Below are 17,159 nucleotides of genomic sequence, written 5' to 3' on the forward strand. Positions count from 1 at the left end.
TCCTAATAAAAAATGAAAACCCCAATACTATTTTTCTTTCTGCTTCTAATACAGCTTTCTCCTGCGCAAAATCAAGATTTGAAGCAACAAGCAATCCTGTTTTTTAATGAAGGAAATGTGCAGGAAGCTTTGCAGACTTTAGAACAAATTAAAGACGAACAAACGCTTGCCGAAACTGATATTAATATTTGGAAAAAGCATTGCAAAGAAATCTTGGATTATAAATTTCAAGATGGAGCTGTAATCAATGATTCCGTTAAAATTGTTGTTGTAAAAACTTCATTAGTAACGCATTTTGGTCTTTATAATAGCAATACAAAAAAATATATAATTGCTCCAGTTTATGACGAAATTCCTTTGAGAGAAAGAAATTCAAATTATATAGTTGCCAATTTAAATCGTCAAAAAACGTTGCTTGATTTATCAGGAAAAACAATTATTGCATTTGGGAATTATATAATTTCACCTGCCAAGTGTATTATATTGACTTCAAATGATGAAAATGCTAAAATAAGCCTGTACAATTATAAGGGAAAATTGCTTGTAAATGATTTGAAATATGCACAGCAAATAAACCAAGACTATTTTCTCACTCAAAAAAACTCAAATAAATTTGGATTATTCGATGCAGAAAAAGCACAATTTTTGATTGATGACTGCGATAAAATTCAAGATATTGACAAATATTTTAATGTAAATATAAATGGATTTTTTATTAAAAAAGATAATAAAACCGAAGTCCGAAATTTCAATACAAACCGTATTATTGCACAGAATGCTTTTGATGAAATTGTTATTTTCGATAAAGGATCAGATATATTTCAGCAAAATCAAATAAAGACAGATAAGGACAAACTTATTATTGTAAAGAAGAACTCAAAATTTGGTATTTACAATTTGACAAAAGATAAATATGACACAGAACCGGTTTATGATTCGATAAATAATTTTTACAATTGTCTGAAAAATAAAGTTTGGAAGAATTTAAAATATGAGTATCCAATAAAAGAAGAGTTTGATTATTTTTCAAATACAGTTGCAGTTGTTTATACTAAAAACAATTTGTTTGGATTAAAAACAATAGCTAATAAGACAATCACCGAAGCTCAATTTGATGAAATTGAACAAATAAACACGACTTTGTTTTTTACTAAAAAACAAAAATTATGGGGATGGATTTCTGTCGCAAAAGATAAAATTTCCATTGTAAAACCTCAGTTTGATCATGTTTATGTAAAGTATGATTTTATACGGTCAGGTTATCCCGGAAACTATAAAGATTCTACAGAAACTTACCTTGAAACCTGCTTCAAAAGTAAAATCAAAAAATTCACTTTAGAAGGAAAGGAATATGGAAATTCAGAATCAAAAACAGAGAAAGGATTAAGCAAAAAAGAGTATCCCTATACAGATTGGAGTTATGCAGTTCCAAATTTGGATCGAATTTTATCAAGTCAAACAAAGTTTGCTGATGAAGAGGAACCTCAAGATCAAAAATTATTTGGTCTTGATGACAAAATGGGCAACGAAATTGTAAAGCCAATTTACACGCAGATTCTTAGCGGATTAGAAAATCAATTTTTAGTTGTCAATACTGATAGAGATGCCGGTGTTATTGATAAAAATGGAAAAGTGATTATTCCTGCACAGTATAATTCGGTTGCGACTTTTGATAATAAATACTATCTCGTAGGTGAATCGTATTATTTCGGGCTTTTTGATAAAGATGGCAAAGAACTTTTTCCTGCTACTTATAAAGAAATCAAGGTTTTTTTAGACGGATTTTATTTCGTTAAAGATCAAGACAACTTATGCCGAATTGTGGATGTTCAGCGCAAAAAAGATATTTATGTTTTTCCTAAGTTTACGGAATATGTTTATGGTTTTGAAAAAATTACAACTCTTAAAGGAGAGGAATTTTATAATTTGAAATTTAGATCAAAAAGAGGATATGAGTATTCTGACGACCACTTTTTAATAAAAATAGAAAATAATAGAAGTTCTAGAATTTTGGAAAAATACAACATTCGACAAATCTATAATAATAGAATTATCGAACTAGAATCAAATAAATTAATTGGATTTTATGATCTAAACAATCAAAAATTAATTGAACCGAAATTTAAAGAAATTCAGATTGTCTACGATCCAAAAAATCTTATTTATGCTAAAACAGATAAATATTTTGAAACTATTATCGATGAAAATTTATATGAGAAAGTTTCAAAAGATCAGATTTCAAGTATAACTAATAATGTGATATTTTATGAGAAGAACGGCAAGTACGGTTTTTTTGATAAAAACGGACAGAAAACAAAAAATACTTTTCAAAATGTAGATGTAAATTATCCTATTTATTCGGCCGAAGGAAAACTGTATAAATTTTATGAAAACGATAAAAGGCCCGGACTTGTCAGTGATAAGGGAAAGATTATCATTAAATCTAATATTTATGATGTAATTTATGAAGCGTCAAAGAGAATTACACTTTACGGTAAAAAGTCTAAAAAAGAGGAGTTAGAACAAATCTTAATTTGTATCGACAAGTCAGATAAAGCTGCTGATAAAATTGATTTTGTTTCTTCTAATGGAAATAAAGTGGCAAGTATAATGCTTCCTAAAAAAGACTATGCGATTGATTTTAGAAAAGGGATTGCCATTATAAAAGCTTCTGACGAAGCAATATTTCTTAGTTTAGATGAAAATAAAGTTATTCAAAAAGTCAATGGCAATTTATTTTTTGACGATGACAGCGGTTTTACTGTTATGAAAAATAATAATTCCACTTCAGATGCAAAAGTTCTGGTTCAAAAATACAGCACAAAAGGAAATTTAATCGCAGAACGATTAATTGATAGAAACCGAGATATAAGATATTTAGATAATTGGCGCATCTACCTAATTCAGAAAAAAGAAAATAAATATGGAATTACAAAAGTTGATGAAAAAATCTTCATTCCTTTTGTATATGATACCATAATTCCATCTGTAGATTCTGTTTACATCGCAAAAAAGAATTCTAAATACGGAATGATTGACCGCAATAACAATGTATTGCTGAGTTTTGAATACGATAAAATAGAAACGCAGTATTTACTGGAAAGAATAATTAACAGCAATGATGTTGAAATTATTAAAGAGATGAATGACAAACGAATGCCTCAAAAACCTTCATTTAATTTTATAGTTTCAAAAGATCATAAAATGGGAATTCTTGGCCCAAATTTAGAAAGTATTCTGCCAATTGAATTTGACGGTTTCAGGAAAGATAGAACGCTTTATAACCCTATAATTGCCAGAAAGGACAATAAAACTATGGTTTATAGTAATCAAGGAAGTTTCTTGTTTCAAGTGCAATGTGATTCACTGGTGGACACGAAGTACAATGCTCCTAGAATTTATAAAATTTACGAAAACGGAAAGCAAGGATTTTTAGACGAAAAAGGGAAACTAATTTTTCCACTGCGATATTCAAAAGTTGAAAAAACGTTCGCTAATAATTTATTTATAATTGAAAAAGATTCTAAAAAGTACATTGTCAATGCAGCAGGAGAAATAATTTCGCCAGCTTATGATGAAATCAATTTTTCTAAATTTCAGGGTAATTTAGAAGTCAAAAGCAACAATAAATTTGGATTAGTTAATAAATCGGGAACGCTAATTATACCTGTTATTTATGACAGTTTGGTTCAAATTTTAGATTATAGATATGTGGTTGTTTCTTTAAACGGAATGCATGGAATTATTGATCTACAAGCTGACGAAAATAAAATGCTGCCAGTAAAAATTCCAGTTTCATATGGAAACATATTACAAATTGTGAAGAATAAATATCTAATAGTTTCCGATCCTTTTAAAGTAGGAGTAATAGATTTAAATAATAAAATTGTAATTCCAATGATTTATGATTCAGTGTATTATCAGGATAGCAAGAACTATTTTGTCTGCAGTAATACTAATGAAGAGATTCGTTTTATAACAGCTGATAATGTTGTTATTAAAGATGAGAATAATTAAAAATTAAGTGAGATGAAAAAATCAATTTATATAGTTTGCTCCATTTTAGGAATTATAATTACTTGTAATTCTCAAAATACAATATCAAAAAATCAGAAATTAAAGAGCCCAGAAATGACCATTGCTTTAGTTGATTTCTGGGCAAGTGATAATTTGATAGGGACAGATGAGGAATCGGAATATAATCTTTATAAAGCTGAAGCAATAAGTTACGGAAATTATATAAAGTTAAATGCTGATAATACATTTGAAAGCGGAAAGTCGGCTCCATGCGCATTAGACTGTTTTAGACGAAACACTGGGAAATATAAAATGCAGGATAAGAATCATATTCGGTTCTTTTTGGAAAAAGTCGAAACTGCAGGTGATTGTGACCCAAATCTGAATCCAAATCCAAATCAGGATAAAGGATTATTTTTTATCTACAAAGATACAGTATCTATAAAATTCATTAAAAGTGATGGTAAAATTAAAAATGATTTGCAAAACGTAAAATATTCTGCTTTAATAGATTCCCTTGATAGAAATAACGGGGTTCCTAATTTGCATTATTTAAAATGGAGACCGACAAATAAAACAGGAATGAAAGAAATGCTTTCCGATTTTTTTCCGGATCATCCCGAGTTAAAACTTAGTAAACCAAAAGTTTTATATGCCAAAAAAATAAGGAGTTCGTTTACGGTAATACTTTTTATGCAAAACAAAAAGTATGATTATTTGGTGTACGATCATTTTCATAAAAATTTTGCGATCTACGAAGATCCTAAAGAATATGCCGGTGTTAACTATACAGACGGTAAGGTTTTGGATCCAAGTGACCCTGATTATATATACGATTCTCAGGCCGTCGAAGTTAAACCTGAGTATCCTGGGGGTATTGATAAATTGTACAGTTTTTTGAATAAGAATTATATTGTACCCACAGAATTAGTTGGCAGTGAAACTTCAAGGATTTATGCCACTTTTGTAATAGAAAAAAATGGGAGTTTAAGCAATCTTAGAATCCCTAGGAATCCCGGTTATGGTTCAAGTACAGCGTTTGCTAAAGTTCTAAAGTTATTACCTAAATGGAACCCCGCAGAACTAAATGGAAGAAAGGTGAGATGCAGATATTCCATTTCATTTTCGCCGTCTACATAATTTGTTACGGACAATTTTAAAGATAATAACGTAGTTTATGAAACAAAAAATAATAATAGTATTCACGATGCTTTGTATTTTATCTTGTAGTGATAAAAAAACAATATCTCCTAAAAAATTTAGTGCAAAGTCTTCTGAAAAATTTGATTTGAAAAAATTCAATGAGAATAAAATTGATAGTACTTATGAATATTCTGTAAAAGATACTATTATCAAATTGTCTGAAGCAAAAGAGCACTTTAAAAAAGAAATAATAGCTGTTAATCATAGTTTTAAGCATACGTTTGTTTATGATAAATCGACTAATTTATTGGTAAATGAATTTTCATATTTTTATGGAATGCCAGTTGGTATATGGAAAAGTTATGATGAAAAAGGTACTTTAACAAACTGGAAAAATTATGATGAAGATTATGATTTTACAGTAAAACAATTAACCGGTTTGCTCAAGAAAGATCTGCAAATTGATTTGATTAACGATACCAATTATCAATCATTAACAATAGACAGATTTCCATACAAGCGACTGTATTTTTTTACCAATTATTGTTATTCAATAGATATAAGAACAATTGAAGAAACGAGAATAATAAAAATTGATGGCAAAACAGGAGAAATCTTAAGTGATGAAAAATCTTTTATTCAGGAATAAAAAAATTGCTAGCGATTGAGCTCAAAAATGTGTGTTTTTACGATATTCTCCAGGAGTAATGCCAATTGTCTTTTTAAATATTTTTGAAAAGTGAGGCAGATTTGAAAAACCGGTATTTAAAGCAATTTCAAGAAAACTCTTGTTTGTAGTAGCAATCAGGTATTGCGCTCTTTCGATTTTTTTTTCGTGAATGTAATTCAAAGGTCGATGTCCTGTATGACTTAAAAATTGTTTCGAAAAATAATCTTGATTTTGATTTACTCTTTGCGCCAATTGTGCAACCGTTATATTTTTACTTAAGTTAATCTGCACATAACTCATTGTATCTAAGATTTTTGAAGAAATAGATTTGGTATCGTCTATTTTGAAACTAGTTAATCTTAGGAATTTGGAAATTAAAAGGATAAGTGTTCCTTGATTTTCAAAGATTAAGTGTGTTTTCATTTTGTTGTTCAAAGACAAATATTCTTTGTAAAACGCTTCTTTTTCATAAACTTCTGGATTTTCAGAGCGATTGATTCCTCTTCCGGGATTACTTTTAAGCAGTTTTTTAATTAGCGCTATGTCAATTTCTTCGGCAGGAATTTTCATGGCGCGTCTATGATTGTTGAATAGCGATATTCCGTCTGGTGATTCTTCAAAAAATTGAATAAAATACTGACTTAAATAGTCGTCACAATTTAGATTGCATATGGTGAAACTTGGAATGAGATATAAATTTCCAGGTTCTAAAGTTAATCGGCCATAATTATCAGAAATATATCCTTTCCCTTCATCTATGTAATACAATCGATAATAGGGACTAATTACATTGTTGTAATTCCAGTTTTGATACAGTTTCACATAATCTACATGTAATAAAGAGAAAGAATGTTTAAAATTACTTTTGAACATAATAAAAAGTCGTTTTTGAATAATAAAAAATCGGATTTGAATAAAACAAATATATCACTTATAAAATATATTTGCTTTTGAATGATTTGAATTTTAGTATTAAAACAGATAAAAGCAATGCTTTTTTTGTAAATAAATGCAGAAAATTAAATCTGAAATAAGATTATCCGAATTGGTAAAAACGCTGAAAAGCAAAAAAAATATAAATTAAATGAATAGACGTAGCGCCTTAAAATTAGCAGCATCAGGATTAATGGGTTTGTATTTATCACCTTTGCTGGCTAAAGGGGAACTTTTAACTGCACCTATTTTCAAAGGTCCTTTTGAACCCACTTGGGATTCTCTGGCCAAATATCAAGTTCCAGATTGGTTTCGTGATGCAAAGTTTGGAATGTGGGCGCATTGGGGACCTCAATGCCAGCCTGAAGCGGGTGATTGGTATGGAAGAGGCATGTATGAGGAAGGTTCTCGACAATATAAATTTCATGTAGAAAAATACGGTCATCCTTCTAAATTTGGCTTTAAAGATGTAATCAATGTCTGGAAAGCAGATAATTGGAATCCCGAAGAATTAGTCAGTCTGTATAAAGATGCCGGAGCCAAATATTTTATGGCGATGGCGAATCATCATGATAATTTGGATCTTTATGACAGCAAATATCAGCCTCATTGGAATTCAACCAAAATGGGACCTAAAAAAGATATCATAGCAGGTTGGGAAAAAGCGGCCCGAAAAGCCAATCTTCCTTTTGCAGTGAGCATTCACGCAGCACATGCCTGGAGCTGGTTTGAAACTGCACAGCGTTCTGACATAAATGGTCCTTTGGCTGGTGTGCCATATGATGGAAAATTAACGAAAGCAGATGGAAAAGGAACTTGGTGGGAAGGTTTAGATCCGCAGGAACTGTACGCTCAAAATCATCCATTAAGCGAAAAAAGTGACGATAACGGCGGAATACACAGCCAATGGAATTGGGGCAGTGGAGTAGCAAAACCATCAGAAGCCTATATGGAAAACTTTCATAACAGAACAATTGATTTGATCGACAAATACAATCCTGATATGCTTTATTTTGACGATACAGCCTTGCCGCTTTGGCCAATCAGCGATGCAGGTTTGCGTATTGCAGCACATTTGTATAATAAAAGTGTTCAAAAAAATAAAACCGTTCAAGCCGTAATTACCGGAAAAATTTTAGACGAACAGCAAAAAAAAGCTATAGTGTGGGATATTGAAAAAGGACAAAGCAATGAAATTGAACCTTTGCCTTGGCAGACAGATACTTGTATTGGTCATTGGCATTATGATCGAAGTGTTTATGAAAATAAGCGTTATAAATCGGCTAAAACGGTTATTCACACTTTAATTGATGTAGTAAGTAAAAATGGAAATTTAATGCTTAATATTCCAGTAAGAGGTGATGGAAGCATTGACGAATTGGAACGCCAAATTGTAAAAGAAATTGGGGCTTGGATGAAACTTAACGGCAAAAGTATTTATGGTACGCGCCCATGGAAAATTTTTGGCGAAGGCCCACAACAGGGAAGTGCTGGAGCGTTAACAGCTCAAGGTTTCAACGAAGGAAAAGGAAAGCCTTTTACAGCTGAAGATATTCGTTTTGTGCAAAAGGACAAAATTCTTTATGCGACTGTTATGGAGTGGCCAGAAAACGGAACTGCAGTTATTAAAAGTTTAGGCGCAAAAAAAACTTATCATACTGAGAAAATAAAAAAGATTAAACTAGTCAGCACTGGAGAAACGCTTAGTTTTAAACAAAATGATGAAGCTCTCGAAGTATATTTTCCAAAACAAAAACCTGAAGCGTCATTTGCAAATGCTTTGGAAATAAGTTGATTTTTTTGAAGTAATTCCAACCTTTTTATAAAAAATGTGCTCTATAGTACTGATACATTATTTGTTTTTGGATAAAAGATAATTGGATATCTAAATCTAAAAGAAATAAATAGTATCATTACTAAAAATCAATTTATGAGATCATTTTTTTTATTACTTCTGTTTTGCTTGGCTATTAGCTGTATGAAAAAGCAAAAAGAGTTTGAAAATTTTACCGATAAAGGTTCTAGCTATCAAGGTTTTGATGCAGTTAAACATAATCCCAAAATCACTGATTTAGAAGGTACCTGGAGTATAAGTGAATTAATAGAAAGTGTCGAAACGAAAGAGTATTGGCTATATCCTAATAATGGAGAGCAGATTAGGTCTGGAAATTATATTTCACTTCATCCTGATCAAACTTTTGTAAGTGGCTATACCGCATTTTGTGGAAACGATTGTTTTACGAATACTAAAGGTAAATACAAAATCATAGACAAAAATTACATCTGTTTTTATTTGGAAAAAATTACCAAAAGTGGTGACTGTTCTGGGAATTTTACTCCAAACAGAGATTTAGGATTATATTATTACTACAAAAAAGATAGTATTTTTTGTTTACTAAAAAGCAATGGAAATCTTGAACAAGACAAGAAGAATGTTCAGTACCGCGATTTGGTTACTGCAAAACGTGCTGAAGTTCAAAAATTTTATAGAAGTGACAGCTATAATTCCAGTATGTTTAATTGGAAACGTACTGATTATACTGATGAAATAGCAATCGTTGCATTTTGCATGGCCGAAAATAAAATCAAAAATTATGAGCTGTTGTATTATGATAAAGGTGACAGGTATTGTACAATGGCAATGGCTTTAGTAAAAATCAAAGGTGAATTTTGTTATGTAATCTATAATACGGGAGGAAATCCAATGGTTTCTTTATATGATGATTCTAAAGTTTTGCAAACCGATAAATGGATGAATCAAATTGATGATGATAAATCGCTGAACGTTAAAAGTTTCAGAGTAAAGAATAGACCAAATGAATCACCTTTTGATAAGAAAACGATAACCGTAGTAAAGAAGGAAAACGAAATTTATAAAGTTACTTATGTAAATTATCCTAAAGATCTTGAACATTTTTATGTTTTTACTTTAAACGTTTATTTTCAAAATTCAAAACCTATATATTTCGATTACGAAAGTGCTGCTGTTCGAAAGAATGATAATTACGCTCCGAAATTAGGGCTATATATTTTGGATTGGGAAAATAATAAAGTCCTAGTAAAAAACATTAACGGCGGAGGAACATATTTAGCTATTAATTGGATGAAAAAAGAGATCGATCGGATAATGGATGAAATCAAAACTAAAAATCTTTAGATTTAAATAAGTAAATCACTTAAGTTATATCTTATTAGGTTTACTCACATATTTATTTCCTTTAATAAAAAAGCGCCAAGGCAGAAGCGCATCTTCCTGAGCATACGCAACACCTACGCGAGGTGTGGCAGCAATTTCTTCTTCAGTATATCTGATGCCATGATCTTCCAGCCAAATTTCATCTCCGCCCAAATCCTTTTTATTAAATGAACTGTCAATTCCGAGAGCTTTTGCTGCCGAGCCTGGACCAGATGAAATTGCAGGTTTAGAAAAAGGCATATTTCGTCTTTCTTCCATAATCTCTTTTCCTGTTAAAGGCTCAATTGCTCTGATTAAAACGGCATGCGGTTCGCCTTCAACCGAAGTGACAATATTAAAAAGATGATGAATACCGTAACATAAATAAACATAAGAAACACCGCCAGCACCAAACATTATCTCAGTTCGGTTCGTTCGTCTGCCTCCATAAGCATGTGACGCTTTATCCTGAATGCCAAAATAAGCTTCTGTTTCTACGATAATTCCGGAAGTTATTTTTCCGTCAATTTCTGTGCAGAGCACTTTCCCTAAAAGATCTTTAGCTAGAAAAAGAACATCTTGGTTTAGATAATAAGCGAAAGGTAATTTCGATGGAAATTTTATAGATGATGAAGCCATTTGTCAGTTTTATTTATGCAAATGTAAAGAGTAAAGAGTAAAGAGTAAAGAGTAAAGAGTGAAGAGTGAAGAGTGAAGAGTGAAATGTAAAAAATGTCTCAGACTTTATCTGAGACATTTTTTGATTTTAACAGACTTGCAAACATTTACTTAAAATCTGCGGAAAAAGTAAGTTCTTTATTGGTTTCAATTTCGTTTTTTAAAGATTCAATTTTGTAATTCGCATATTTATAAGCATCTGATCCTGTTAGTAATCGAAGAGGAGGCTCTTGATTTTTAGTAACTTGGATAATTAAATTGGCTACTTTGTCTGGATCTCCTGCTTGATTTCCAGGAATATCATTTTGATGCGCTTTTACACTATCACGAATATCCGTATAAGAATCAATTGGATTTTTTGCCACAATAAGCGAAGAGCTATTTAAGAAATTAGTTCTCGTATAACCCGGTTCTATGATGGTGACATTGATCCCGAAAGGCTTAACTTCTTGAGCAAGAGCTTCAGAAATGCCTTCAACTGCAAATTTAGTGCTACAGTAAATTCCCCAGCCAGCTCCGGCCACTAAACCAAAAACGGATGAAAGATTAATAATATGCCCAGATTTTGCTGCTCTCATATGAGGAAGAACTGCTCTCGTTACATTCAGCAAACCGAAGACGTTAACATCAAAATTAGCACGCACTTCAGCATCAGAACTTTCTTCTATCCCTCCAATTAAACCATAACCGGCATTATTTACCAAATAATCAATTGTGCCAAATTGTGTTACGGCTTTTTCAACGGCTTCTGAGACACTTTTTTCATCAGTTAAATTAACTTCTAACGGAAGAAAATTGGATGACGAAATTCCAACTGCTTCTTTTAAGGCTGCAATATTTCTGGCAGTGGCGGCAACATTATATCCAAGATCTAATAATTGTTTGACCAAAATAAGCCCAATTCCCTGAGATGTTCCTGTAATGAACCATGTTTTTTTCATAATGTTATTTATTACGTTTATTAAAAATTATTCTATTGAGAAGCAGGGTACAAAAGAAAGGGGACTATAAAAATTGATTATGTGACGGCATCACATTTTGGGTTATAGGAGAAATTTGGATTTTGGCGCCGACTTCACTCAACCTTTGTAATGTAAAGTTACTATTCTCTGATTGAAGTTTTATCTTCTAAAGTCATTCTAGCAATTTCATCTTTTCGTTTAAAACTGACGCCCTTATGACTTTTGATATAGTTTAATAAATCAGATGTTGTTTTAACCATTTGCGGCGTTCCGCCAATCCTGTCATGAAAGCTTATAGACATTTGCCTGCGTTTCGATTCGCTTTCGGCATAAAGCTGGTCAAATTCTGCTTTTACCTGATTGAAAAATTGGTCAGTTGAGAAGTTTTTACCTTCAATCAAGACAATATCATTGGAGCGAATGGTGTAGGGCACAACGGCAAAATCTTTTTTATTTGCTTGAATTATAAATGGTTCATCTCTGCTTAAATCATCAATGTGATACGTAAAACCTAATTCCTGCAGAATTTTAATGGTGTTTTCTCCACGACGGAGCCAGTTTGCATTATATCCAACAGGAGTAAATCCGGTTACTTGTTTTATAGCATCGGCACCTGCTTTAATAAATTTTTTCTCTTCTTCATACGACATAGCGTACTGGGAACTCCAATTCATACCATGCGCAGCGGCTTCATGGCCTCGCTGTACTATTTCCTTAGCAAGAGCAGGATTTTGCAGCACAGCAGAACCGACCATGTGCGATGTGATTTTTATGCCGTGTTTATCCCAATTGTCCAGCATTCTGGGAATCCCTTCTTTATAACCATATTGATACCAAGTTAAAGCGGGCAGATCAATATAGCCTTTTTGCATATTTTGAGGAAACGGACTTTCTGCGTTTTCGGGTTGTCCACCGGCTTCAAACTGCATAGAAACAGAAACAACCAAACGTGAACCATCTAACCATTTGTTTTGTATTTCAGATTCCATTTTATTTTCATTTATAGTATTTGAAAATGTATCAACAGGATTTGCCATTACAGCTGCGCCTGTTAAGCCCGCCATTTTTATAAAATTTCTTCTTGTTGTCATTGTTTGTATATTATAATTCATTAAAATATTTTAACACATAGAAACATAGATTTTGGATTAACTCCTTTGATAAAGATTGAAAAAAAATGACAAGTCATTTAACACATAGCCTATGTTTGTTAATGCAAGTGAAACGCCTTTTTACAGCAATGAATCTATGTTTCTATGTGTTTAAATTATAAAGTCATTAAAATTTAAGTTGCATAGTAACTCCTGTAAAAAACATATTTTTTCCTGCACTGGCAGCTTTCAAAAAATCTCCGGCTTGAAACCAGGTTGCTTCAACTCTAAAATACAGGTATTGATTTGGAGTGTAAATAATTTCACTTTCCAGTTGCTTTCCAATTTCTTTCGCAGTTGTTGAATCTCCCGGATAAATCATCGCGGTATTTGGACCGTAAATTCCGTCTTCGCTGCTGTATCTCCAAAACATATCATAATCAATAACCCAATCAATATTTTTGGCCAATTCTAAACTGATCGACGGATGAAAATCAACAAGATTGGAAGGCCCGATAACAGAGGCCAAACCAAAATATGCGCCTCGGGGAAACAACGGATTAAAGGTGTTTAATTTGTTGTCTCCATTTGTTTTATCTCCACTGATTAATTCGACTTTAAAACCAAATTCGGGATGCAGAACAACAGAAGTGAGTCTATATCCAGTGTTTAGAGAAACCGTCCAGGCTTTAATGTCTTTAGAATCCACATCTCCAAACTGATAAACGGCTTCGGCATCATAACGCCATTCGTCATATTTTCCCCAAATACGTGTTCCAACAGAATGACGAAGCTCTTTTCCGCTCGCATCATCAAAATTGGCATTTGCTCTTTGATATCCTAAATAATAAAGGTCAATATTTTTGATGGCAGGAATTTTATTGATGACAAAATAACTTCCCCAAAACTGTCTTTTTTTATTCGAATAATCATCAAAAATGCCATCTTGCGCCACTACATAATGGCTGTAAAATAAATCAGCGCGATAATTATTAAAACCTAGAATAGCTTTTGCAGCATCAAACGACTGGCGATTGTTTGGTCCGTCGCGAACGGCAACTAAACGCTGTGAGCCATAGCTTAATTCTTGTCTTCCCGCTCTAAAAAGCAGCAGTTTGTTTTTCTCTGTAATCAGATTAATATCCACAAAACCTTGATGTACTTCAAGCGGATCACTGTCAACCGGACTCGGGTCAATTCGGCTGTTGGCATTACTGCTTTGAAGCTGTACAAAAGCTCTGAAATAGCGACTGGCATGAAAATCAGCATGAAGCAAAAATCGGTTTAAGATATAGCCGTCGTGATCGACAGGATCGTCTCCCCATTTTTCATTTTTGGCATAGAAATATTGATATCTTACTTCCCCTCCAAAACTCAAATACGTTTTTCCCGAAGAGGAGAGAGGCAGATATTTCATGGTTTTGTACCAATCTTTTTTAACCGTATCTTTTTGTAACACTTCATAATTTTCGTCAAACCGCAATGGTTTAAAATCTGGGTATGACTGAGCCTGAAGCTGCATACAAATAAGAAATAATAAAATAATTTTTTTCATGGCTATTTGCCTAAACTGTTTTTCTTAATATCGTTATACGCATTTGGAATATTGAAATTGTAATGCAGCCAGTTAAAAAGTACATAGCCTTTATCAAACTCTTTCATCGTAACCGAAGCTTTAACTTGTTCTAATGTTTCTCCTTTTTTAACCGCGTCTTCAACATTTTTCTTTAAAGCATTTACATAATCAATAGTAAATTTAATTCCTTTTTTATTAGTAATTCGGCCGTGTCCTGGAACCACAACATCATTATCGCCGATCATATCATAAATTTTTTGAAGGTTACGAACCGGTTCCAGAAAATAACCATCAAATAACCACGGAATTGTTGGACTTTCAGCAATAAAAGGATTTCCTGCCCACAATACATTTTTATCTGAATCTTTAAGAAATACAAACAAATCCGCTGGAGACTGTGCGGTTCCAACATTGATGATTTCTACAATTTTACCGCCTCCCAAATCCAATTTCAAACTTTGATTGACTGCAAGCGTTAGATCAGCGGGACGATATACACTTTGTTCTATCCCGCGGTCTTTTCCAAAAAGCATGATCATAAATTGTTTGATTCCGTCGTAGTTCTTGGCAAGGTTATCTTTGCAGAATTCATTTTGAATTAAAATTGTTTCCTTCGGAAGAAGATAATTTCCAAAACAATGATCTCCGTGATCACTGGTATTTACTGCATAAACGATTGGTTTTTGCGTTACAGAACGAATCAATTTATACAACTGATCGTATAATCTTTTATTTAACATGGTTTCAATTAACAAAACGCCTTTGTCTCCCACAATAAAACCCGCAGAAGTTGCCTGCGGAATTCCCTTTGTCGTTTCAGTTTCGGTTGTCGATGGCGAAACGGCATAAACATTCTCGGATATTTTATGTAATTGTAAAGTCACTTTATTGGCATCCCAAATAGGAACTTCGGGTGGCATTGGCATTTGTGCGTATGTATTTTGTGTCGAAAAAAATGCGACTGCAAAAAGCATAGCAATTAAAATGGATTTATAATTTTTCATGATTTAATATTTATAATGTTTTAAAAGTTTACCCACAGATTGAACGGATGAAACAGATTTTCGCAGATTAGTTTTAAAAAAATCAGTGTCAATCTGCTCAAATCTGCGTCATCTGCGTGCCATTCTCATTTCATTCAGCGTGCCATTATTTCTGATAACCTCCAAAATATTTCACAGGAGACCAATCTGGAATTACAGCAGGAATTTCTGGATTCAACGCTTTATATTCCGCGGAAGCATAAACAATTTTACCGTTAACAACCGTCAAAACCGATTCGATTTTTCGAACATCATCTGGTTTTAGTGAAAAATAATCATCAGATAAAATCGCTAAATCGGCGTACATTCCTTTTATTAATTTTCCTTTGTCTTTTTCTTCGCCCGAAAACCATGCACTTCCCGAAGTGTATAATTGTAAAGCCGTGAATTTGTCCAAAGTCTGATCTTTTGGCCAAAACTGCATACCGCCAATTGTTTTTCCTGTAAGAAGCCAATGTAATGACACCCAAGGATTGAACGTTGAAATTCGGGTAGCATCTGTTCCGGCACCAACTGGAATTCCGAGTTCAAGCATTTTTTTAATTGGAGGCAATTGTGTTTTTGGAGCTCCGTACAATTTGTTGTACAATTCCCCCTGATAATACATTCTGAACTGAACCGCAATACCGCCGCCTAGTTTTTTTACACGTTCCAGTTCTGAAGGTGTAATAGTTTCGGCATGATCAAAGAACCAGCGTAATCCGTTAAACGGAATTTCTTTGTTTACTTTTTCAAAAACATTCAGCATTCTGTCAATCGATTCTCCATAAGTTGCATGAAGTCTGAAAGGCCATTTGTTTTTAGCTAATAACCGAATAATAGGTTCGAGATCTTTTTCCATTTCATCCGATAAAACGATTCTCGGTTCCAGAAAATTTTCAAAATCTGCAGCAGATGCGACAATATTTTCTCCGGCACCTTCTTCAACATAACCGTTTGCAACAATCAGATTATCATTTTTATTGATTTGAGTTGTGGCAACCCATTTTTCGTAATCTTCTAATTCTTTGCCCTTTTGCTGCGCAAACAAATAATAGGAAATTCTGAGACTCAATTTATTTTGTTTTGCCAATTCCAATGAAGTAACATAATCGGCAGGGAAATTTTGATTTCCGCCCGCAGCATCAATTACACTTGTAAGTCCGAAACGATTGAGTTCATGATTATACTGAATCGAACTGTTTACACGTTCTTCCGGGCTCAATTTTGTTGTGAGGCCCATTGTCATGTAAATTGCTTTTGGCGTTTCTTTGGCATACATTAAGCCCGTTAAATTTCCGTTAGCATCCTGTTCTAAAACACTTCCTTCATATTTAGTATCTTTCGTATAACCCAAAACTTCAATTCCTTTTTTGTTCAGGAAAGCTTTGCCGTATAAATAAGTTATGAAGACCGGTTTATCAGGAACTGCGGCATTGATTTCGTCAATTGTGGGCTGTCTTTTTTCTTCAAATTGATATTCGTTCCAGCCACCGATAACTTTGATCCAAACACCATCTGGCGTTCTTGCTGCTTGCTCTTTCAGCATTTCCATGGCGCGTTTTAAGGTTTTTACACCGTCCCAGCGCAATTCAGCATTATAGTTTAAACCTTCTCGAATGACGTGCATATGACTGTCATTAAGCCCCGGAATTACAGTTTTTCCTTTGGCATCAATTAATTTTGTTGCCGAAGATTTATAAACGGAGAGTATATTTTTCTCAGTTCCTGTATCCAGAATAATTCCGTCTTTTATTGCAATTGCTTGAACAAATTCGTTTTGCTTTTGCATCGTTGCAATTTTTCCGTTGTAGATAATTAAATCTGCTTTTTGCTGGGCTTGAGATAAAAGCCCAACAAAAAGCAATATTGATAATAGTAGATTTTTCATG

The 17,159-nt window shown here is 33.0% G+C and carries 12 protein-coding genes; 5 read left to right on the plus strand and 7 right to left on the minus strand.

Translation table 11 applies throughout. The annotated features are described in order from the left end of the window. Window positions 1-12 precede the first annotated feature (12 nt). Genes GKZ88_RS13455 through GKZ88_RS13465 form a run of 3 tightly spaced genes read left to right on the plus strand, consistent with a single transcriptional unit; the run spans window position 13 to window position 5,809 of the window. Window positions 13-4,017: a WG repeat-containing protein gene (locus GKZ88_RS13455; RefSeq protein WP_155102884.1), complete on the plus strand. Its 4,005-nt coding sequence runs from the start codon at window positions 13-15 to the stop codon at window positions 4,015-4,017. A 12-nt stretch (window positions 4,018-4,029) separates the two neighbouring features. After that, the gene (locus GKZ88_RS13460) at window positions 4,030-5,157 is read left to right on the plus strand and encodes a hypothetical protein (protein WP_155102885.1); all 1,128 of its coding nucleotides are present in this window, start codon (window positions 4,030-4,032) and stop codon (window positions 5,155-5,157) included. 37 nt (window positions 5,158-5,194) lie between these two features. Continuing rightward, entirely contained in the window at window positions 5,195-5,809 is a 615-nt protein-coding gene (locus tag GKZ88_RS13465) for a hypothetical protein (protein WP_155102886.1), read from the plus strand. A 21-nt stretch (window positions 5,810-5,830) separates the two neighbouring features. On the opposite strand, the gene GKZ88_RS13470 is transcribed toward GKZ88_RS13465, so the two are convergent. Further along, complete coding sequence (locus GKZ88_RS13470) at window positions 5,831-6,703, minus strand: AraC family transcriptional regulator (RefSeq protein WP_155102887.1); 873 nt, start codon at window positions 6,701-6,703, stop codon at window positions 5,831-5,833. 211 nt (window positions 6,704-6,914) lie between these two features. Here GKZ88_RS13470 and GKZ88_RS13475 point away from each other — a divergent pair, with 211 nt between their 5' ends. Beyond that, window positions 6,915-8,558: an alpha-L-fucosidase gene (locus GKZ88_RS13475; protein WP_155102888.1), complete on the plus strand. Its 1,644-nt coding sequence runs from the start codon at window positions 6,915-6,917 to the stop codon at window positions 8,556-8,558. A 135-nt stretch (window positions 8,559-8,693) separates the two neighbouring features. After that, a complete protein-coding gene (locus GKZ88_RS13480; RefSeq protein ID WP_155102889.1) occupies window positions 8,694-9,920 on the plus strand; it encodes a hypothetical protein in 1,227 nt (408 codons plus the stop codon). Window positions 9,921-9,944: 24 nt separating this feature from the next. Here the strand turns inward: GKZ88_RS13480 and GKZ88_RS13485 are convergent, their stop codons facing one another. From GKZ88_RS13485 to GKZ88_RS13510, 6 genes are all read right to left on the minus strand, one after another. Beyond that, a complete protein-coding gene (locus GKZ88_RS13485) occupies window positions 9,945-10,577 on the minus strand; it encodes a DNA-3-methyladenine glycosylase (protein WP_155102890.1) in 633 nt (210 codons plus the stop codon). 146 nt (window positions 10,578-10,723) lie between these two features. After that, window positions 10,724-11,557: an oxidoreductase gene (locus tag GKZ88_RS13490; RefSeq protein WP_155102891.1), complete on the minus strand. Its 834-nt coding sequence runs from the start codon at window positions 11,555-11,557 to the stop codon at window positions 10,724-10,726. A 161-nt stretch (window positions 11,558-11,718) separates the two neighbouring features. Beyond that, the gene (locus GKZ88_RS13495; protein ID WP_155103156.1) at window positions 11,719-12,669 is read right to left on the minus strand and encodes a polysaccharide deacetylase family protein; all 951 of its coding nucleotides are present in this window, start codon (window positions 12,667-12,669) and stop codon (window positions 11,719-11,721) included. 187 nt (window positions 12,670-12,856) lie between these two features. Beyond that, on the minus strand, window positions 12,857-14,224 hold the full coding sequence (locus GKZ88_RS13500; RefSeq protein ID WP_155102892.1) for an alginate export family protein: 1,368 nt from the start codon (window positions 14,222-14,224) through the stop codon (window positions 12,857-12,859). A 2-nt stretch (window positions 14,225-14,226) separates the two neighbouring features. Continuing rightward, on the minus strand, window positions 14,227-15,249 hold the full coding sequence (locus tag GKZ88_RS13505) for an MBL fold metallo-hydrolase (protein ID WP_155102893.1): 1,023 nt from the start codon (window positions 15,247-15,249) through the stop codon (window positions 14,227-14,229). Between the two features lie 145 nt (window positions 15,250-15,394). Further along, window positions 15,395-17,158: an amidohydrolase gene (locus GKZ88_RS13510; RefSeq protein ID WP_155102894.1), complete on the minus strand. Its 1,764-nt coding sequence runs from the start codon at window positions 17,156-17,158 to the stop codon at window positions 15,395-15,397. Window position 17,159 lies beyond the last annotated feature (1 nt).

The organism is Flavobacterium sp. LC2016-01, from assembly GCF_009711135.1.
Lineage (GTDB): Bacteria > Bacteroidota > Bacteroidia > Flavobacteriales > Flavobacteriaceae > Flavobacterium.